Source organism: Galactobacter caseinivorans (assembly GCF_003640665.1).
GTDB lineage: Bacteria > Actinomycetota > Actinomycetes > Actinomycetales > Micrococcaceae > Galactobacter > Galactobacter caseinivorans.
The window spans coordinates 256,519-276,900 of sequence record NZ_QQXL01000004.1 but is presented as its reverse complement, the minus strand read 5'-3'; the positions used below and the strand labels follow the sequence as shown (position 1 = coordinate 276,900).

The 20,382-nt window shown below is 67.1% G+C and carries 18 protein-coding genes; 4 read left to right on the top strand and 14 right to left on the bottom strand.

Features of this window, described 5'->3' with window-relative positions:
* Positions 1–39: 39 nt before the first annotated feature.
* The 3 genes from DWQ67_RS08550 (at position 40) to DWQ67_RS08540 (ending at position 2,839) form a co-directional block, all read left to right on the top strand.
* A complete protein-coding gene (locus DWQ67_RS08550; RefSeq protein WP_121485160.1) occupies positions 40–873 on the top strand; it encodes an enoyl-CoA hydratase/isomerase family protein in 834 nt (277 codons plus the stop codon).
* Between the two features lie 161 nt (positions 874–1,034).
* Complete coding sequence (locus tag DWQ67_RS08545) at positions 1,035–1,460, top strand: nuclear transport factor 2 family protein (protein ID WP_121485159.1); 426 nt, start codon at positions 1,035–1,037, stop codon at positions 1,458–1,460.
* Positions 1,460–2,839 carry a purine-cytosine permease family protein gene (locus DWQ67_RS08540; protein WP_121485158.1) on the top strand — a complete coding sequence of 460 codons (1,380 nt, stop codon included), beginning with the start codon at positions 1,460–1,462 and terminating at the stop codon, positions 2,837–2,839. Before DWQ67_RS08545 ends, DWQ67_RS08540 begins: the two co-directional genes overlap by 1 nt.
* Here DWQ67_RS08540 and DWQ67_RS13890 read toward each other — a convergent pair.
* The 14 genes from DWQ67_RS13890 to DWQ67_RS13780 all read right to left on the bottom strand — a co-directional run bounded on the left by DWQ67_RS13890 (position 2,836) and on the right by DWQ67_RS13780 (position 19,129).
* The gene (locus DWQ67_RS13890; RefSeq protein WP_199712655.1) at positions 2,836–3,516 is read right to left on the bottom strand and encodes a hypothetical protein; all 681 of its coding nucleotides are present in this window, start codon (positions 3,514–3,516) and stop codon (positions 2,836–2,838) included. The two genes, DWQ67_RS08540 and DWQ67_RS13890, sit on opposite strands and share 4 nt — an antisense overlap.
* A complete protein-coding gene (locus tag DWQ67_RS08530; protein ID WP_121485157.1) occupies positions 3,513–4,139 on the bottom strand; it encodes a hypothetical protein in 627 nt (208 codons plus the stop codon). The genes DWQ67_RS13890 and DWQ67_RS08530 overlap by 4 nt, the downstream gene beginning before the upstream one ends.
* Complete coding sequence (locus DWQ67_RS08525; protein WP_121485156.1) at positions 4,136–5,716, bottom strand: fatty acyl-CoA synthetase; 1,581 nt, start codon at positions 5,714–5,716, stop codon at positions 4,136–4,138. The genes DWQ67_RS08530 and DWQ67_RS08525 overlap by 4 nt, the downstream gene beginning before the upstream one ends.
* A 33-nt stretch (positions 5,717–5,749) precedes the next feature.
* Complete coding sequence (locus DWQ67_RS08520) at positions 5,750–6,898, bottom strand: acetyl-CoA C-acetyltransferase (RefSeq protein ID WP_121485222.1); 1,149 nt, start codon at positions 6,896–6,898, stop codon at positions 5,750–5,752.
* A 143-nt stretch (positions 6,899–7,041) separates the two neighbouring features.
* Positions 7,042–7,746 carry a hypothetical protein gene (locus DWQ67_RS08515; protein WP_121485155.1) on the bottom strand — a complete coding sequence of 235 codons (705 nt, stop codon included), beginning with the start codon at positions 7,744–7,746 and terminating at the stop codon, positions 7,042–7,044.
* A 55-nt stretch (positions 7,747–7,801) separates the two neighbouring features.
* Entirely contained in the window at positions 7,802–8,284 is a 483-nt protein-coding gene (locus tag DWQ67_RS08510; protein WP_121485154.1) for a hypothetical protein, read from the bottom strand.
* A gap of 122 nt (positions 8,285–8,406) precedes the next feature.
* Positions 8,407–8,979: a hypothetical protein gene (locus DWQ67_RS08505; RefSeq protein ID WP_121485153.1), complete on the bottom strand. Its 573-nt coding sequence runs from the start codon at positions 8,977–8,979 to the stop codon at positions 8,407–8,409.
* A 47-nt stretch (positions 8,980–9,026) separates the two neighbouring features.
* A complete protein-coding gene (locus tag DWQ67_RS08500; RefSeq protein ID WP_121485152.1) occupies positions 9,027–10,274 on the bottom strand; it encodes an MFS transporter in 1,248 nt (415 codons plus the stop codon).
* 8 nt (positions 10,275–10,282) lie between these two features.
* Positions 10,283–11,098 (bottom strand): CPBP family intramembrane glutamic endopeptidase, encoded by an 816-nt coding sequence (locus DWQ67_RS08495; RefSeq protein ID WP_158595412.1) that lies wholly within the window; start codon positions 11,096–11,098, stop codon positions 10,283–10,285.
* 77 nt (positions 11,099–11,175) lie between these two features.
* Entirely contained in the window at positions 11,176–12,084 is a 909-nt protein-coding gene (locus tag DWQ67_RS08490) for a restriction endonuclease (RefSeq protein ID WP_121485150.1), read from the bottom strand.
* Positions 12,085–12,187: 103 nt separating this feature from the next.
* A complete protein-coding gene (locus DWQ67_RS08485) occupies positions 12,188–12,862 on the bottom strand; it encodes a pentapeptide repeat-containing protein (protein WP_158595411.1) in 675 nt (224 codons plus the stop codon).
* A gap of 666 nt (positions 12,863–13,528) precedes the next feature.
* Positions 13,529–15,646, bottom strand: coding sequence for an ABC transporter ATP-binding protein (locus tag DWQ67_RS08480; protein ID WP_121485148.1), 2,118 nt, complete (start codon positions 15,644–15,646; stop codon positions 13,529–13,531).
* Entirely contained in the window at positions 15,646–17,379 is a 1,734-nt protein-coding gene (locus DWQ67_RS08475) for an ABC transporter ATP-binding protein (RefSeq protein WP_121485147.1), read from the bottom strand. Before DWQ67_RS08475 ends, DWQ67_RS08480 begins: the two co-directional genes overlap by 1 nt.
* Positions 17,380–17,629: 250 nt before the next feature.
* Entirely contained in the window at positions 17,630–19,129 is a 1,500-nt protein-coding gene (locus DWQ67_RS13780; protein ID WP_158595410.1) for a CoA transferase, read from the bottom strand.
* 108 nt (positions 19,130–19,237) lie between these two features.
* Here DWQ67_RS13780 and DWQ67_RS13775 point away from each other — a divergent pair, with 108 nt between their 5' ends.
* Positions 19,238–20,308, top strand: coding sequence for a hypothetical protein (locus tag DWQ67_RS13775; RefSeq protein ID WP_158595409.1), 1,071 nt, complete (start codon positions 19,238–19,240; stop codon positions 20,306–20,308).
* Positions 20,309–20,382: the final 74 nt, after the last annotated feature.

The following is a 20,382-nucleotide window of genomic DNA, read 5'->3' as shown; positions in this document are numbered from 1 at the left end:
ACGCTTGCTTCCGCGGCCCATTGCGGGTGAGATCGGGACATGACTGAACCCCTGGTGATCACCTCCCGTCCCGGCGTCACGCGAGTCAACATCAACCGCCCGGACCAGGGCAACGCCCTGGATGTGAGCACCGCGAGGGCGCTCGTGGAGGCCATCCACGCCGCGGAGGAGAACCCCACCACGGCCGTTTTGACCCTGACCGGAACCGGGCGCATCTTCTGCGGCGGCGGAGATGTCGCAGCCATGGCAGCGCACGGCAGCGCGGAGCGGCCCGCCTTCCTGACGGAGCTGGCCGACGCCGCTCACTCAGTCATGCGGGCGCTGGCGGGTTCACGACTGGTGATCCTTGCGGCCGTCAACGGCGCCGCCGCTGGCGCCGGGCTGGGGCTGGTATTGAACTCCGACCTGGTGGTCGCCACCGATCACGCCAAGTTCCTGGCCGCCTACGCCAGCATTGGACTGACCCCGGACAGCGGCGCCACGCGCATGCTTCCCCACATCTTGGGCCACCAGCGGGCCATGGAGATGCTGGTGGGCGGGAAGGCGCTGACCGCGGCAGAGGCCAAGGACTGGGGCCTGGTCAACGAGGTGACCTCGGCCGAACGCTTCGAGGCCGCGGTGACCCAGTGGGAGTCCCGACTCCTGCGCGTCCCCGCCCAGGTGCTCGCCACCACCAAGGGCCTCGCACGCCAGGCCATGGAACCCTCGCTGGGTTACTCCGAGCACCTTGACCGGGAGGCCACGCTGATTGCCCAGTCCTGCTCCGGGCCAGAGTCCCAGGAGCTGATTGCCCGCTTCGCTGCCAAGAGTCAGCCCGCGGGTGACGGCGGGCTGGCCGCTAGCGCGGACCGCAAGACGTCACAGTCTGCGTGAGTGGGCGAAGGGGCGCGCGAGCGCCTTCCGAACTGTGGTTGACATCACTCTAAGTGCGCCATAAGCTCGCGTAGTTTCATCACTGCGCATCAGAAGTTGCCTGCTGTGCAACATAGGTCTGACGTTTGGCACGATCAGCCCCACACGCTCGGAGACGCATCATGACCAACCTACGCACCCCCGCCCTCGAAGAGATCCTCGCTGCAGCCGCCCAGATTGTCAGGGCGTTTGCCGCTAACGACGGCACGGAGTACTTCACGGCCTTCGCCCCGGACGCAAGCTTTGTCTTCCACACCGAGCCGGGCCGCCTGGACGCCCGGGCCGAGTACGAGGCTCTGTGGCAGGGCTGGATCGCGGAAGGTTGGCGCGTGCTGAAGTGCGTCTCCACTGAGCAGCTGGCACAGGCGTACCCGGGCGGTGGCATCTTCAGCCACACTGTCGCCACCACTGTGGACCTAGGCAATGGCACGCAGGATTCCTATCGCGAGCGCGAGTCCATCGTGTTCCGCACGGACGGTGACGGGCTGCTCGCCGTGCACGAGCACCTCTCCACGCTGAGCGCGCTGGACGACGCAGGCGAGCGCTGATGTCCCTCTACAAGGGCCTTGAATCCCGCCTGCAATCCAACGCAGAGGACGGCGGTGCGGTCCGCGGCACGCTCAACATGCCGCGCATTGGCATGATCTGGCTCGCCGCCAACCTGGTGGTGACGACCCTGCTCACCGGCACGCTCTTCATCCCTGGACTGGACTTTGGCACCACCCTCGCCATGATTGCACTCGGCACCGTCTGCGGCGCCGTGGTGCTCACCTTGGTGGGAAACATCGGCACCCGCACCGGTTTGCCTACCATGGCGCTGACCCGCGGAGCCTTCGGCACCAAAGGCAGTTTCCTACCGGTCGCGGCCAATCTCTGCGTGCTGATGGGCTGGAGTTGGGTCCAAGCGATGCTGGCCGGGGTCACGGTCAATCACCTGGTGGCCAGCCTGACAGGTTTCTCCAACCCCGTCCTCTTCTCGGTCCTATGCGAGGCCATTGTGGTGATCCTCGCGATCTTTGGCCACACCGGCATTGCGAGGGTGGAGCCCTGGCTGGCCGTGGTGATGCTGGTGATCATCGCGTGGATCTTTGCCACCGCCTTTGGTGCCTACTCACCGGCCGAGTTCCAGGCCCTTCCCGTGGATGCCTCGACTGGGACGACGCCTTTCAGCGCATTCGACATCGTGTTCGCGACCGCTATCTCCTGGACCGTGCTCTCGGCAGACTTCAACCGCCTGGCCCGCAGTAGCAAGGCCGGCATCCTGGGCTCCGGCCTCGGTTACATGTTCTCCACCATCATCTCGATGACCCTCGGTGCCACGGCCATCGCGTACGTAGCGCTGCGCGGAACCCAGGTGATCGCATTTGATCCGACCCTGCTCGTGGATGCGTTCGGCGCCCCCATCGCGATCGTCATCTTCCTCTCCGTGATGGCAACCAACACGATGGTGGTCTACGGAATGACCACCTCCGTGGTCAACTCAAAGGTCGGCAGTCGCGTGAAGTTCCTTCCCACGGCGCTCATCATCGGCGTGGTCTCCATCGCGGGTTCCACGTGGCTGGCGCTCCTTGATCAGTTCACGACCTTCCTGACTGTCGTCGGTTCCTTCTTTGTGCCGGTGTTCGCGATCATGATCGTGGACTACTACCTGATCAAGCGCGGGCGCTACAACCGAGACCTGCTCCGCCCCACTGGCGGACGCTACTGGTATCAGGCTGGCGTCAACTGGATAGCGGTCGGGGTCTGGATTGCGGGTGCGCTCTCATCCGCGGCCCTGACCTACGTGTGGCCCAGCCCCATCGGTGCCACCGTTCCGGCCCTCGCCATCTCCTTTGTGCTCTACCTGGGTCTGATGTTGCCCGCGCGAACCCGTGGCTCGGTTGAGCCATACCAGCACCTGGCTGACGACGCCACGCCCGGCAGTTAGCGTCGCGGCGGTCCACCCGGGTATTGCTGGCCCGGGTACTGCTGGCCTGGGTATTGCTGGCCCGGGAACTGCTGGCCTGGATACTGCTGGACCGGAGCCCCGGGTGTCATCATGGCGCGGGCCCGTCTGCGCCGGGCCGAGCGTGCCACGAAGAGCGGCCCCAGCACCAGCACCAGGATCACCAGCGGCGCACCGGGCATCAAAAACCACTCAGCTATGCGGGTTATCCCCGTTGCCCACGGCGTGCGAACGTCCTTCCAGATGAGGGACGCGGCGACGGTGGCCGCCAAGAACACCGGGATGGACACCAGCGCCCCGGCCCACCACGGGCCCCGCAGGGCTCGGTTTCCGATGAGGGCCAGACACGGTGGCAGGAGCATAGGCAGCGTGTCCACGAACAGGTCGGCCCCGGCCGACAACACGTCGCCAAACATCGAGAGGCTGCCGTGGCCCAGCATCAGGAACAGGATGCCCAGGAGCAGCATCCCACCCGAGACCAGGAGCGCAGGGGCCAACAACAGCGCCGCACAGAACCACAGCACGGCCTTCCACGAGGGGTCCCGGGGAAGAGGTCCCTGCGGCCGGGCCGGCACGCCGCCCCCATACACGAGCGGGGGGTACTGGCCCGGCGGTGGGTACTGACCCTGAGGAGGGTGTTGGCCCGGTGACTGGCTCATGATCCTGCCTTCCATGGAGGGGGCGGCGGGTGTCCTGGATAGCCCGGCCCTGGGTAACCAGCTGCCATGAACGCCCTAGCCCGCCGGCGCCGGCTGGACTGGGCGATGAGTAGCGGGCCGAGCACCAGCGCCAAGATCATCCAGAAAGCCCCGAACACGAGAAAGAGGCCGGCCACCACGGAGACCCCCTGCAACCACCCGTTGCCAGTGTGAATAAAGGCCCTGCTCAGGACTAGGCCCACCACAACGACCACGGCGGCGGAAACGAGCGTTCCCGCCCACCAGGGCGCCCGCAGTGCCCGGTTGCCGATGATGATCAACGCAGGAAGCACCGTGGAGGGAAGCATGCCCACGATCACGGCCGAGGCGAAGGGCATGTAGTCCCCCGCCTGTTGCGCTTCGAACGCCCCCAGGATGGAGGCGGCGCCGCCCAAGACCAGGAGCAGCACCAAGAAGGCAAGCCCCACGGGCACCAGCACCAGCCCGGCGCTGAACCAGAGAATGGCCTTCCACGAGGGATCCGTGGGGAGCGGGGCCCGCGGAATCACGTAGCCGACCGGAACCATCTGCGGCCGCTCCAGGTACGGCCCCTGCTGCGAGTACGGGCCCGGCGGTTGGCTCATGACCTCTCCGCCCGCAGCTCGCGCTTGAGCAGCTTGCCGGACTGATTCCGCGGCAGCTCCTGCACAAACTCCACCGCCTTGGGCACCTTAAACGCGGCGATGCGCTCCTTCACATGGGCCCGCACGGCCTCTGCGGTGAGGCTGGCCCCCGGCTTGAGCACCACGACCGCCGTCACCGCCTCGATCCATCGCTCATCCGGCAGACCAATCACCGCGACCTCCGCGACGGACTCCAGTTCGTAAATCGCGTCCTCCACCTCACGCGGCGCCACCAGCACCCCGCCGGTATTGATCACGTCCTTGATGCGATCCACCACGGTAATGAAGCCCCCCGCGTCCTTGGTGACCTGATCGCCGGAGCGGAACCACGCGCCGTCGAACGCTTCCGCCGTTTGCTCCGGCTTGTTCCAGTACCCCTTAAACAGCTGCGGTCCGCGGTACTGAATCTCGCCCGGCTCGTCTTGCCCGGCCACGTCGCCGTTGGCGGTGAGAACCCGCGCCTGGACAAAGTACACGGGGCGCCCGGCGGACGCGGGCCGCGCTTCATGCTCCTCCGGTCGCAGCACCGTGCAGAGCGGGCCGAGTTCCGACTGCCCAAAGCAGTTGTAAAAGCCGATGCTCGGGTATCGCTCGCGCAGGCGCGCCAACACCGTGACCGGCATGATGGACGCGCCGTATTGGGCCTTAGTGAGCGAGGAAAGATCACGTGTGGCCAGCTCGGGATGGTTCGCGAGCGGCACCCACACGGTGGGCGCCAGGAACAGCGAGCGGGCGCGCTCGGATTCCACCAACTCCACAATCTGCCCGACGTCCGGCTTGGGTAGGAGCCGCACAGTGGCACCGAGTGCCAGGTACGGCATCAAAAAGACATGCATGGCCGCCGAGTGATACAGCGGCATGGCGACCAGCGGGCGGTCCTCCGCGTCCAGATCCAGGGCGATCGTGGCAGAGACGTACTCGGCCATCAGCGCGGCGTGTGTCATCATGGCGCCCTTGGGTGCCGAGGTGGTCCCCGAGGTATAGAGCAGTTGCACCAGGTCATCGCCGTCCACGCGGACCGCGGCGAGCGCCTCCGTGCCGCCGTGCGGAGCGGGATCAAGCGCCGTGGTGAGCACGGACGGGTGGCCCTCTCCCCCAGGCGGGGGCAGAAGGTCCCACACCTGGCGCACCGAGGCAGCCCCGCCGGCGTCGAACACCGCCTTGACCGTGGCCCGCAGGGCCGGGTCCGCCGCAAGCAGCGTGGCACCAGAGTCCTCTAGTAGATAGCGCAGCTCATCACCCTTGAGCGCGAAGTTCACGGGGACGTGGACCAGCCCGGCGCGGGCACAGGCCAAGAAAAGCACCGCGTACGCGTCAGAGTTCAGGCCGTAGGCGGCCACGCGGTCGCCTCTGCTGAGGCCCGCGCCGAGCAGCCGCACTGCGACTCTGTCCACGGCCGCCTCTAGCTCCGCGTAGCTCCACTCGCGCTCCTCAAAGCGCAGGGCTGCGGCGTGTGGGGTGCGTTCCGCGCTCCGCGTCAGGAGCGAGTCCAGCCGCGTGGAACGGGCCGCCGCGATGGTGTCTTCGAGTGCGTTCACTGGTGTGGTCCTTGCTCTAGGGATCGCAGGGCTCTAGAGCCGCTCGATGATGGTCACGTTGGCCTGCCCGCCGCCCTCGCACATGGTCTGCAGGCCATAGCGGCCGCCCGTGCGCTCCAGTTCATGCAGCAGCGAGACCATGAGGCGCGCCCCGGTGGCACCGATGGGATGCCCCAGGGCAATGGCGCCGCCGTTGGGATTGGTCTTGGCCGGGTCCGCTCCCAGCTCGTGTTGCCAGGCCAGCACCACCGCGGCGAAGGCCTCATTGATCTCCACCACGTCCATGGCGTCCAGGCTCAGGCCGGTGCGCTTCAGCGCGTGACGCGTGGCCTCGATGGGCGCGGACAGCATCATGACGGGATCATCCCCACGGGCGCTGATGTGATGGATCCTGGCGCGCGGGGTGAGGCCGTGGCGCCTCACCGCCTCCTCCGAGGCGATCACCAGGGCCGCCGAGCCGTCGGACATCTGCGAGGCGGTGGCCGCCGTGTGGAGGCCGCCCTCCACGATGGGAGCCAGCGTGGCCATCTTGTCCCGGTCGGGGGCGCGCGGCCCCTCGTCCCGGGCCAACCCACCCAGCGACAGGATCTCCCGATCAAAACGGCCGGCCGCCTGCGCCGCGATGGCGCGCTCATGTGAGGCGGTCGCGAAGTCCTCCAGCTGCTCGCGGGTGAAGCCCCACTTCTGCGCCATCATCTCCGCGCCTCGGAACTGGGAAATCTCCTGGTCCCCGTAGCGCGCCGCCCAGTCCTTGGAGCCGGCAAAGGGGTCCGGAAAGCCCAGTTCGGCGGCCGCCCGATTGGAGGCCTGGAGGGGGATGGAGCTCATGGATTGCACCCCACCGGCCACGATGAGATCGCTGGTGCCGCTCATCACGGCCTGGGCCGCGTACATGATGGCCTGCTGGCCGGAGCCACATTGGCGCTCAACCGTGGTGCCGGGGACGGACTGATCCAGGCCCGCCGCGAGCCAGGCGTTGCGGGCAATGTCCATGGACTGGGGTCCCAGCTGGTCAATGCAACCCAGGATCACCTCGTCATACTCGCCGCTGTCCACTCCGACGCGGGAGACGGCCTCACGCAGCGGGGCCGCGGCCAGGTCCAGCGGGTGCACCGCGGACAGGCCCTTGCCACGGCGCCCCACCGGCGTTCGGATCGCGTCGACAATGAAGGCCTCTGGCACGGTGAACTCCTCGCGATCCGCGGCCACCATCCCGTCGATGTGACCCACCTTGCACAGTACGAGGCGCACCCTCAGCGCGCAATGCACCCGGGCGGGGGCGGTGCCGCGCTCAGCAGTGGCGAGTGCTGATGCGGGTGCCCACCTTAGGCGGGCGCCCAGGCGTAGATGGTGCGCGGCTTGATGGTTTTGGCCCACAGCCACCCGCCGAGCAGTGCGATGGCGTAGGGGATCACCACCTGGGCCAAGATGACGCCCAGCATCCACACCGACCCGGCATCGCTTCCATACTGCGACCGTGACTCCGCTGCCCCGATGCCCACCAGCACCAGCACGGCCAGCAGGGTAGCGATCACCAGCCCCATCACGTGCCCCCAGACGGCGCTCTTGGTGAGTGCGGTCGCGGCCGCCGCGATGCCCACGCCGACCATGGCAAAGAAGCCGCCGCCCACGAGCACCCCCATGAGGGTCACGAGTCCCACCATGAACAGCAGGGAGACGGACAGGACCAGGCCAAGGAGGACCGCAAGGACGGCGCCGCCAACCATGATGACGCCCGTCATGAGCCAGTAGCGTCGCCACAGCAACGAGGCTTGCTCCGAGGCCGGGTCCACGGGTGCGGCAACGAGCCCGGCGCCGTACTGCTGGGGGGCGTAAGGCTGGACGGCGTACGGCTGGGGACCAGCCGGGGGCAGCGGCGCTAACGGTGCCGGCGGCGCGGGGTAGCCAGTGGGCCGGTACGGCAAGACCGGGCCAGCGGGCGGCGGCGCCTGGGTGGGCAGGAGGTGATCCACGTTGGTCTCGATCAGCGGCGGACGCTCCCGTGGCTGTTCCTGCGGTGTGGTCCCCATAGTTGCCGCTCCTTCTCCCCATGCCCAACGCGTGCCAGTGACTTCAGCCTGAATCCTAGCCAGTCTGTGCGCGCGGAACCTCTTGCCTTGTTGCTAGCCATCCCATCACAAGAGCCACGCCGTAGGGGGGAACGATCGGCAGGAACACGCGGAGCAGGACCGCCCAACGGCGGGCGAAGTCCAGCTCGAAGGCCGAAGGAAGCAAGTGCGAGAGCATCCACATGGCGGCCAGCGTGCAGAGCACCACGACCGCGAAGCCCATCACATGCCCCCACGCTGCGTTCTTGGTCAGAGCCGTCCCAGCCGCTGCGACTCCTAGCCCTAATAGTGCAACGCATATCCCCCAGTAGAGGGCAATCACCAGTGCCCCGAGTTGAAAGGCGTCGTCCAGGGCCCCCAGCAGGACAGCGAAGCAAACCACGGAAAGACAGAACCCTAAGGCCAAGACCCACACCAACATGATGGTGTAGCGCCGCCATTCCAACGCCTTGAGCGCTGCTGCAACGACTTCCGCCCGCTCCTCTGGAACGTCCCCCATATCTGCCACCCTCCCCACAGAGCATTGCGCTGCGTATCGCCCGTCTCGGCGCGAGCCGGACCCTCACCAGAGTGTGGCAGTTCAGGGCCTGTGAGGGACGGGAGCGCCGCTCACCTGTGGATTCACGCGGTCACGGGACTGGCAGCATCATCAGGATTCGGTCCGGCCATCTGCTCCATGGCGCAGGAGTAGTCGCCCAGAAAATCGATCCGGGTCACGTGCTTAAAGCGCGTATTGGTCCACATGGCATCCCATCTGCCGTCCGGATCGATCATGCGGACCCAGACCGAGCGCTTGCGCCATGTCTGCGGGGAGCAGATCCACATGTGCCCCAACCGCCGCTCTTCCTCATACAGCTCGTAGACGGCTGCGTTCTTGGCGACGCTCTGCAGGAGCCCGCCCGTCTCCGAAAGATCCAGAGGGTGCTCCGGAGCGATAAGGGGCCACGGATCGCGAGACTCAACGAACTCCTGGAACACCGGGGCAAGCCTGGCCTCGGTGATGTCGCGAAGGCGAACCACGCTGTATCCATTCGGGTAGCCGCCATCACGCAGCACGGCAAAGAGCACCCACTCCGGCCCGCGGTCTAACACCACGCCATAGAACGCTTCGCGATCCTGGTGGCCGCCCCGCTTCCCGAGCACCGCGGCTCGGCGATACCTCACGATCGCGGCCTCGCGCTGGGAGCGCTGCAAACATGTGAGAATCTTGCTACGTTTCCGCGCGCTGTGCATACCGAATTTTAACTCCCCAGCGCGGCGCCGCGACCTTCCTTGCGCAGCACCGCCCAGGCGATCAGCACGGCGAGCACAATCATGGCTCCGACGCTCGCGACCACACCGCCCCATCCCTGACCCTGAAAGGCCAGGCCCACGGCCCAGCCAAAGAGCGAGGAACCGCCGTAGTAAGCCAGGTTGTAGAGGCTGGAGGCCTGCGCGCGGCCGGTGCGCACCAGCCCTGGCACCCAACCGGAAGCGGTTGCATGCGCCGCGAAGAAGCCTGCGGTAAAGAGGAGAAGGCCAGCGATCACGGCCGGCAGGGAGTCCATCCATGTCAGTAGCAGGCCTGCGAGCATGACGCCGCTCGCCCCACGCAGCACGGGATAGCGGCCATGACGGGAGGAGAGCCTGCCGGACTGCGCTGAGGACCACGTCCCGGAGAGGTAGGCCAGGAACAGCAGTGCGGAGAGCGAGGCGGGGATGAGGAAGGGCGGTGCCTGCAGCCGGAATCCAAGGTAGTTGTACACCGCCACAAAGCCGCCCATCAGCAGCCCTCCCTGGCAGAACAACGCCACGAGCCGGCGGTCCTTGAGGCACGTCACCAGCTTGCGCAGCAAGGGAATGTCTCGCGCCGAACGCCGCACCACCGGTTGGAATCCGCGTGGGGCCGGCGCCACCAAGAAGAAAATGAGCCCGGCCACCGCCGCCACGGCGGAGACCACAAAGGTGCCCACCCGCCAGGTATAAAACTCACTCAGGGGCCCCGCGACCAGGCGGCCAAGCAGCCCGCCGAGCGTGGTCCCGGAGATGTACGTTCCGCTTGCCACGGCCGCGGCCAACGGCGCCACTTCCTCGGTGAGGTAGGCCAACGCCACGGCGGGAATGCCGCCCAAGGCCAGGCCCTCCAGCAGGCGCAGGCCCAGCAGCACCTGGAAGGTGGGGGCAAAAGGCACCAGGAGCCCCAGCACCACGGCGCACAGGATGGCCAGACGCATGGTGGTGCGCCGCCCGCGCCTGTCCGCCATCACGGACCAGGGGATCACGGACACGGCCAGGCCCAGGGTCGCCATGGACACCGCCAGCGCGGCATCCGCCTCTGAGATCCGCTGATCCGCAGCCAATTCCGGCAGCACGCCCTGCACCGAGTACAGCTGCGAGAACGTGGCGACGCCCGCCGCAAACAGCGCCAGAATCATGGCCCGGTAGCCGCGGCTGCCGCGCTCATGCCCCGACCAGGGACTCGCCCCGGATTCCGAACCGCCCAAGGACATCTCGAGGATCAGGCCCCGGCGGTGGTGTAGGTCAACAGCAGCGCCATGCAATTAGAAAAGGCGTGCATGCAATAGGAGTAGGCGATGGATTTTCCTGAGAGCACATAGCCCGCACCAAAGGAGATGCCCATCAGCAAGTACGGCAATCCCGTCATCAGAGTGGGCCATTCCTTGCCGATGAAGTGCAGGGACATGAACACCAGCGCTGACAGCACCACCAGCACCCAAGGATTGATCCAGCGCGAGAGCTTGCCCACCAAGAGATGCCGGAAGATGTACTCCTCCACGAGCGGTCCCATGAGGCCCACCATCAGCACCATGAGCGGCCACGGAATGGCCTGCATCATGGCGGTTGCGGCGTCCTGATTTTGGCTCTGATTGACGCCGTCAAGGCCGACGCCGCTGGCGGCAGCCGCCAGAGCCACCAGGACGGCGGTCGCGATGATGGTCGCAAACCACGCCGCCGGGAGCCCGCAGAACTTGGCCCAGGGGTACCAAAGGAAGGTCTTGAAGGAGCGCCACAGCTCCCTGCCCAAGGCAAAGAGCGTGAGGGTCACGAGGATGGCGTACATCCCAAAATTGACCACAAAGCTAGAGAATTGGTCCTCATCCGCGGCGGCGGCCTCCGCCTCCGCAGCCGCGTCCCCCAGAAGCGCAGTCAGCGCCAAGGGGAGCACAAACATGAGCCCCACGTAAAAGGCAAAGGTGACCCAGTCCATGACAGAAAAACGGCCCAGCTTGGCCTCGGGATGCCGGGGACGCTTGCGCGGCGCCGGCATGGCGGGCGGGTACGGGGTCGGGGCGAAGTGGGCCGGGTAGCTCATAGGGTCCATCGTAGATCGGTGCCCGACGCCGCGCGGTACGCGGTTGCGCGGCTCACCGGGCGCGCCCGGCCGGCTTCTCAGCCCAGCCCGTTGGCTTGCAGCCGCTGCGCATGGGTGTTCACGGCCTGCAGGGTGCCCGCCGCGGCGTCGTAGCGGAAGAGGGCGATCCCTGATTGCTCGGCAAAGGCCAAGGCGCCGGGAGCGTAGCCGGTTCGCGTGAAGAAGAGGCCCTTGCGCCCGCGGGGGTCATGATTCACCACACCGGCAAACTCGCGGATGTCCTTCACACCGACGCTGCCCGCATAGTGCTTCACCTGCGCCACGTAGAAGTGGCCTTCCACATCGATGCCGCCATCACCCGTGGCGGCGGTGGTCTGTGCAGAGGACTCGCCCATGAAGCGCATCCACTCAGCCGCGAGCGTCTCCGCCTCCAGCGGCGTGATCTCGTAGTGTCGCGGAGCCGGGGCACCAAAACCGCCAGCCGGCGCGGGTACCGCCGTTCGGGTGGTGCCCACGCCCCGGCGCCGGTGGATGGCGTCCATGGCACCCGCGACGGCGGCATTGGCCAGCCGCTGCCGCGCCCGTTTGCGGGAGGCCTTGGCCCGGCGAGTGCTGCGTACGGTCAGCGCCACCACAAGGATGAGCAGCGCCACCATGCCCCAGAGCACGGGATCCACGGCCTGCGAGGGAAGCGTCCTCAGGACGGCCTCTGACACCGATGTGCCGAATCCGGGAAACAGCCCCGGGAACCTGGTCAGCACCATGGCACCGCCCACCAGGATGGTCACAAGGATCGTGACGCCGCAGAGGCTGGCCATCGCCTCCGCGTTGCCCTCCGCCACCGTCTTGCGAGGTGTGAACTGGCTGCGCATGCGAAGGATGACCTCCCGGCGCAATTGGGCGTCAGAGAGGTAGGGATCCAGGACGTTCCGGCCCAGGTCTTTGCCGGATTTATACGCTGAGTTCTCTGACCACACGAGCGTCATCCTCCCATAACGGGCCAAGATAATGCTGTTTGATATGTGCTCCAAGCAGATTGTGGAGCGAACGGCAGCGCATGTGCGCCCACCAGCCCTCGGTCGGGCCCGCTCAGCCCTCGCCCAGCACGCGCAACCCGAGATCCGCGGCCAGCGCCGGCGCCAGCTCCTGCAGCTGCCAGTCGGTGATGATGGCGCCGCGCAGGCCCATGACGGGACCCACTCCCGCCAGCCGCGCGCCGCGCAGGTCCACGTCCTTCAAAACGCTGCCGTGCAGGCTCAGACGGCCAATGTGCACCTCTGAGAAGGAGATCCTGGTGGCCTTGGCCTCGTCCAGGTCCAACTCCTCAATCACGGCGTCCTCGATCAGCAGATCCGTGACGATGGCCCTGCGCAGGTCAACGCGGCCCAGCTTGGCCCCGCCGATCCGCACGGCCTGCACCTTGGCGTCCACCAGATCAAGCACGCCCATCCGGGACTGCCGCAACATCACGTTGCGCCACGAGGACTTTCCCGCCCGGAGTTCATCAGCAAAGACGCCCTCCAGCAGGCTGCCCTCCCAGCGGCTGCGCGTCAGGTCCGCCCCGGAGAGGTCCGCGCGGGCCACCACGCAGTCTCGGAACGTGACATCACTCAGGTCTGTGGCGCCGCTCGCGCCCTCTAGCCGAGCGCCGTCGAACTCGCCGCCTAGGCCCATCTCATCCCACCCCAGCACGTGATGCGAGGAGCTGGGCTCCGCCAGGGGGACGCGGGGTGTGGCGGGCTGGACCGAACGTGAGGCAGACATGGTTCTAGTCAACACGGTGCGGGCCAGACATGGCGAAGCGGGACGAGCCTGAGGCCCGTCCCGCTTCGCGTGATGCATCGGTACCCCCGTACCTTGGGCCTACTGGCCCCGCATCACGTGACGCACTCAGGGGAAGCAAAGGGGGTGGCCTTCCTCAAAATTCCACCCCATATGCCGCCCGTCTGGCGCACCACCACTCCCCCCGCGAAGCAACAGCACCCGGCCTTAGTTCCCCCGGCCGGTCTGCTACCCCCCATCGCGTTGAGTGGCTAAACCAGAGTTTGGCAGGCCAACGACCCTGCCACAACCCGCCCGCGCCCCGACGATTCCACGGAGCGAGTCGATGCCATGCCCCTAATTGACTAACGCCGTCACGTTTCATATTTTTCGCGCCGGTAACCCGATGCGAAAGTATCCGACACCTGACGCATTGTTCCCGTCCTGCGGCGGCTTGTCACAACAAGCCACAAATCAGTCAAGAGTTGACAGTCCGACCGCGAGCGCAGTGAAGTCGCAGATCAAACAAATATCACCCGTTGTCCAGCATGTGGACACTTTGGGCGCAAGCGCTTGCCTCGTGTCCTCGAGGCGCCCACATGGCACGAGGCCGTGCGGCGCTGGAGTGCGCCGCACGGCCTCGTGAAACGGACCTGAGGGTCCGTTGGGCTAGGCGTCGTCCTGCGTGGAGGGCTCCTGCGCCGCCGGGACAATCGGCAAAGCGCCGGTGGCCAGCACCTCTGCCGCCACCCGGTCCTCCTCCGCCATCTCCGTATCAGCCGGCCCCACAAACTGGGACATGTAGAGACGGTAGTAGGCACCCATCGCGGCCAGTAGATCCTCGTGGCTGCCCTGCTCCACAATGCGACCGGACTCCATCACCAAGATGGTGTCCGCATCGCGAATGGTGGAGAGTCGGTGCGCAATCACAAAGCTGGTGCGATCCGAGCGCAGGGCCTTCATGGCCTGCTGGACCAACAGCTCCGTGCGCGTATCCACCGAGCTGGTGGCCTCATCCAAGATGAGCAGGCTCGGGTTGGAGACAAAGGCACGCGCAATGGTGATGAGCTGGCGCTCGCCCGTGGAAACGTTGGTCGCCTCCTCATCCAAGATGGTGTCGTAGCCATCTGGCAACGCACCCACAAAGCGATCCACATAGGTGGCCTTCGCGGCCGCGATGACCTCCTCGTCGGTGGCGTCCAGGCGCCCGTAGCGGATGTTGTCCATGATGGTTCCGCCAAAGAGCCAGGCATCTTGCAACACCATGCCCACCTTGGAGCGCAGCTCCTGGCGGGAGAGCTCGCGGGTATCCACGCCATCCAACAGGATGCGCCCGGCGTTGAGCTCGTAGAAGCGCATCACCAGGTTCACGAGCGTGGTCTTACCCGCACCCGTGGGACCAACGATGGCCACCGTGTGCCCCGGATCCGCCTCAAAGGAGAGCTCCTCGATGAGCGGCTTGTCCTCCGAGTAGGAGAAGGAGACGTTCTGGAACTCCACACGGCCCTCGGTCTGCTGCGGCAGGTGGGCCGTTGCCTCCTCCTGGGACTCCTCATCGGCATCCAGGAGCTCAAAGGTGCGCTCCGCGGAGGCCACTCCGGACTGGAGCATGTTCGCGACGCCCGCAATCTCGGAGAGGGGCTGCGTGAACTGGCGCGAATACTGGATGAACGCCGTGGCGTCGCCCAGGCTCATCTGCCCGGCGGCGACGCGCAGGCCACCCACCACGGCAATGCCGACGTAGGACAGGTAAGTCACAAACATCATGACCGGCATCATGGACATGGACAGCGCCTGCGCACCAAAGGCCGCCTTGTACAGCTCCTGGTTGCGCTCCTCGAAGCGGTCCATCATGTCCTGCTCGCGACCAAAGACCTTGACCAGTTCGTGACCGGAGAAGGACTCCTCGATCTGCCCGTTCAGGGCACCCGTTGCCTTCCACTGCGCCACAAACTTCTTCTGGCTTGGCTTGCCGATTCCCGCCATGACCACTGCGGTGAGCGGCAGCGCAACGAGCGCAATCAGGGCCAGCTGCCAGGAGACCACAAACATCATGATGATGATGCCGATGACGGTGAAGACGGAGGAGACCAGCTGGCTCAGGGCCTGCTGCAGCGCCTGCTGGATGTTGTCCACGTCATTGGTGACGCGGGAGAGCACGTCTCCGCGCTGGCGCGGATCGAAGTAGTTCAGCGGCAAGCGGTTGAGCTTGTTCGCCACGTCGTCGCGCAGCTTGCGCACCACCTTCATCACCAGGCGGTTGAGCAGCCAGCCCTGGGCCCACATGAACAGTGAGGCCAGCACGTACAGCATGAGCACGGTGATGAGCACATTGCCCAGCGCCACAAAGTCGATGCCCTGTCCGGGCGTGAAGACCATGTGGCTCAGGCGGTCGGCTTCCTCGGTCTGCCCCTGGGCGCGGAGGCCCTCAATGGCCTGTTCCTTGGTGATCCCGGTGGGCATGTTTCGCCCCACCAGTCCGCCAACGATGATGTCCATGGCGCGGCCCATGACCTTGGGCGCCACCACGTTGAAGACCACAGAGACGGCCACCAACAAGAACACTCCGGAGAGCTGGACCTTGTAGGGGGAAAGCAGGCTCAGCAACCGCTTGGCGCTGGGCCAGAAGTTCTCTGCCTTGCGCACGGACTGCTGGCCACCAAAGCCATCGTCCATGTTCATATCAAAGGCTTCCGTCTCCGGTGCCTCCGTGGCGTTCTTGCCCTCCGCTGCCTGCACGGCGGCGGTCTCACTCTTGAGCTCCTGGCTCTTCTTCTTGGGGCTCATCAGGCCACCTCCTCCGCGCTGATCTGGGACTGGACAATCTGTTGGTACGTCTCTGAGGACTCCACGAGTTCCTCGTGGGTGCCCCTGGCGACGATCTCCCCGTGCTCAAGCACCAGGATCTGATCCGCCTCGATGATGGTGGAGACGCGCTGCGCCACCACAATCACCGCCGCGTTCTTGGTGGGCTCTGCCAGGGCCGCCCGCAGGCGGGCATCCGTCGCCACGTCCAAGGCGGAGAAGGAGTCATCAAAGAGGTACACCTGCGGCTTGGACGCCAGCGCGCGCGCAATGCATAGGCGCTGACGCTGCCCGCCGGACACGTTGGTGCCGCCCTGCGAGATGGGCGAGTCAAGCTTGCCCTCTCGTTCGGTGACAAAGTCGGTGGCCTGGGCCACCGTCAGCGCCTCCCACAGCTCCTCCTCCGTGGCCTTCTGCGCGCCAAAGCGCAGGTTGGTGGCCACGGTTCCGGAGAACAGGAACGGCTTCTGGGGCACGGCCGCGATGGTCTGCGACAGGCGCTGGCGGGTCATCTGCTGGGTGGAGACGCCGTTGATCAGCACCTCTCCCTCATCCGCGTCATACAGGCGGGGAATCAGGTTCAGCAGCGTGGTCTTGCCGGAGCCGGTGGAGCCGATGATGGCGGTGGTCTTACCCACCTCAGCCGTGAAGTTGAGGCGGTTCACCACGTTCTTCTCTGCACCCGGGTAGCCAAAGCTCACGCCGCGAAACTCCACGGCGGGCGCGCCCGGGACTGGGTCAACGTCCACGGTCGCGTCCGTGATGGAGGGCTCGGTGTCCAGCACCTCTCCCACGCGCTCTGCGGAGACCATGGCGCGGGGAATCATCATGGCCATGAACGTGCCCATCATGACCGCGGTCAGAATCTGCATGAGGTACTGCATGAACGCGGTCAGCGAACCGACCTGAATGTCGCCGCTGTCCACGCGGTGCCCACCGAACCACAGGACCGCCGTGGTGGCGCCCTCCAGGATCAGCATGATGAGCGGGAACATGAGCACAAACAGGTTGCCCACGCGCACGCCGACCTTGGTCAGGTCCTCATTCGCACCGGCAAAGCGCTTGGACTCGTGCTTCTCACGCGTGAACGCGCGGACCACGCGGATGCCGGTGATCTGCTCACGCAGCACGCCGTTGATGCCGTCAAGGCGCGTCTGGTTCTCGCGGAAGAGCGGCATGAGCTTGATGACCAGCAGGCCCACCACCAGGAACAGCAGCGGCACGGAGACCCACACCAGCCACGACAGCCCGGCGTCCTCGCGCAGCGCCATGATGATTCCGCCGATGCACATGATGGGCGCGTTGACCATGAAGTTCAGGCCAAGCAGGACCAGCATCTGGATCTGCTGAACGTCATTGGAACCACGGGTGATCAGCGTTGCGGCGCCAAACTTATTGACCTCACGGGCAGAGAAGTTTGAGACGCGGCCAAAGACGGCCTTGCGGATGTCGCGACCAACGGCCATGGCCGTCTTGGAACCGAAGTAGACGGCGGCGACGGCGACGATCACCTGGATGAACGCGACGATCAGCATGATGCCGCCGAGTTCCCAGATCCGGTCAACGTCGCCCTTGATGACGCCCTCGTCAATGATCTGGGCGTTCAGCGAGGGCAGGTAAAGGGTGGTGATGGTGGAGGCCAACTGGAACAGAACAACCAGGAGGATCCAGCCGATGTATGGCTTTGAATGCCGAGCGATGAGCTTGAACAGCATGTGTTTCCTTCTTCTTTCCGCCCCATACCCTCACAGTTCGTGGCGGCGCGCGGTGCCGGCGGGCAGGGCACACGGACCTAGGGGAATCAGCGGGAGGGCTTGGGGGCCGGCTGCCTCCCAAGCGACCGCAAGCTTATAACGCGAGGCCGACACCCCGGTATCCTCCGAACGAATGAACTTTAAACACGCGCTGACGCGCGGTGCTCTCGACCGGCGCATGTGCCCGACGCCGCATGGCCGGCTCGGCGCCTCAATCGCCCCACGCTGTGGGCGCGGCCGCCACCTCATCCACGTTAAGGGCGGACGGCGAGGCGAGCAGCGTCAGCTCCGTCTCTGCCACCCGGCCTTGCACGCCCTCCCAGCGCACCTGAGGCACCGGTTCCAGCTCGCCCACGGGCACCCCGGTGGGCGCAGTCAGGCGCAGCAGGCTCTCCGCCGTCCACGCCAGGGCCGTGCGCACCGAACCCCCGCCCACGCCGTCGACCGCTCGGTTCCGCAGCCGCGCTGCGATCCCCGCCACCAGCAGTTGTCCCGTGGCGTGATCCAGCGCCTGCACCGGCAAGGCGCCGGGCCGCCCATCGGGGCCCCGGTAAGCGCCCGCGATCCCCGTGGCGGCCTGCACCAACGAGTCAAACCCGCGCCGCTCCTGCCACGGACCGGGCCCCCACGCGCTGAGGGAGGCGCGCACCAGATGGGGGTGGGTGCGCTCCAGCGCGGCCTCGTCCAGGCCAAAGGCGGCCAGCGCGTTATGGCGGTAGCCCGTGACGATCACGTGCGCCTGCGCCAGGTGCCTGTGCACCGTGGCCGCGTCGCGGTGCAGGTCAAGGTGCATCACGCGCTTGCCCGCATCCGTGTCCAGGTGCTGATCCTCCAACTCCGGCAGCTGCGGCGGATCAATCCGGATCACCTCCGCGCCCAGCGCGGCCAGGGTCCGGGTGGCGGTGGGGCCCGCTATGACCCGTGTGAACTCGACGACGCGCAGGCCGGCGAGCGGGGCCACGGCTGCCGGGCCGCCCTGCCCGGCGCCGCGCTGCCCGGCTCCGTGGGGTTGCCATCGCGGGCCGGGCACCTGGTCCTGTGCCGGGCAGGCGCCTTGGGCGGGGGCGACGTCCGGCAAGAGCTCCAGCGCCCCGTGCGCGTCCACCGCCGCGGCCGCCGCCACACCCGCAGCGCTGGCCCGCCACGCGATGACCGAGCGCGATGCCGCGGCCACCCCACCGGCGGCGAGGATGGCGCGCTCTGCCTCGGCGCTCGTGAGCCGGGCCAGCACGGCTCCCACCCTGTCTGCTTCCTCCCCAACCTCCACACCTCCCCCCGGCCCAAGCGCCCGCAGCAGCGCGGCGTGGTGGTGCGGGTAATTCGCGTGGGTGCGCAACCAGCCATCCGCGGTGGGCCAGAAGCGTGAGAGCGGAGCAAAGCCCTGCGGCGCCCGTCCCTCGGGATGCTCGGCGTCGATGACGCGCAGCCGGGACAGGGAATCGAATCCGGCGCACACGCGCGCACTGCTCGTGGAGATTCGCCCCCGCAGGTCAGTCAATTCAGCCACGGCCGCGGCTGCCAAGCGGGTGGACCCCAGGGCCAGCCCCTCCACATCCAGCGGTCCGCCCCACCAGCGCCGCGGTCCAGAAACCCTGACGGCTGCGATGCTGGCTTCGCTGATGCCGGCGCCAGCGGAACCCATGAGCCCGCGTCCCAACTGGAGCGCGGCCCCCACACCGCCGTCCTGATCGCCGCTCGGTTCTCGTTCCATCCGCGCCTCCAGCCCCTCCGCAACAGCACCACCGGCGTGCCAAGTGTAAACACGTTGGGTTGCGAGCCGGTGCACCTGAGATGCTTGGACTTCCCTGCCCCAGAGGAAGTGAGCACAGTGCTGGAAGAGGTCGCGACCGCGAGCGAGGCGGCGCTGCGCTCCCTTGGCTTCCGCTTGGGCCACAAGAGCGCAGACACCTGGGCTTTTACCCTCCCCAATTCGCGCCCGGCGGTGCGCACCCTGCGCGGGGATCGCGGCCGCATCACGCTCTCTGAGGCGCGCAAGCGCGGCGACCAGCACGGCGGGGAGCGTGCGCTCCTCGTGGCCCCGTCCGCCTCCCCCGGCGTGATCAGCGCCGCGCGGCTTGGCCGCTGGGACCTGCTGCTCTGGGACGGGCCGGAGGCGCTGATCAATGGTGTCTCTTACGCGGCTGTTGGCATGGGCGCGCCGGCCGATGCCCCCCGTCGCCGCGACCGGCTCGGTGCCGTTGCCCCCGCGACGGCCCCCGCTCCCCTGCCCCCTGGAGTCGCGGGCTCGCGCGCGGTGTCTCCCCACGGCGTCGGGCACAGCACCGAGCCAGCGCCGCTGCCGCACACCGGTGGGCGGCCGGCGTGGACGCGCTGGGCCGTGGCCCGCCTGCTCCTGCTGCGCGGTCCGCAGCCAGTGGGCCGGCTTTCTGACGTGCTGGGGGTTTCGCGGCAGGCCGTGGGCCGCGCGCTGCAGCAATGGGGCGGTTGGGTACACCGAGCGCCCGACGGCGCGTGGTCGGCTGTGAACGGGCCGCAACTGCGTGCGGCATGGGACGGCGCCTATTCCGGCCCCGGCGGGGTGGTGACGGGATGGTGGCATCCTCTACCGCCGCTGCAGCAGGCCAGGGCGGCCGTGCTGGTGGCCCAGCGCGAGGGCGCGTGGCCGCTGGTGAGCGGCTCCATTGCCTTGCGTAGCCACGGCGTGGAGCCGCATGTTGACAACGGGCCGGCCTGCGTCCTGGTCCGAACGGAAGTGGACCTGGCCTCGGCCGGGTTCCAGCGGGTGGAACTGGACAGCGCCACGCTGGTATTGCGGGTGCCCCATGACCCCACCGTCTGGGCCACAGCAACGCCCGCCACCGTGGCGGGGGAGGCGGTGGTGATCACCGATCCACTGATGGCGGGATTTCTGGCATGGGGGGATATATAGTGATGTGTGGGGTAGCGCACGTAGGGTAACTCGGGTTGTGAGGCAAATCTCAGAATCCGCCCCCTGTGGGCGCC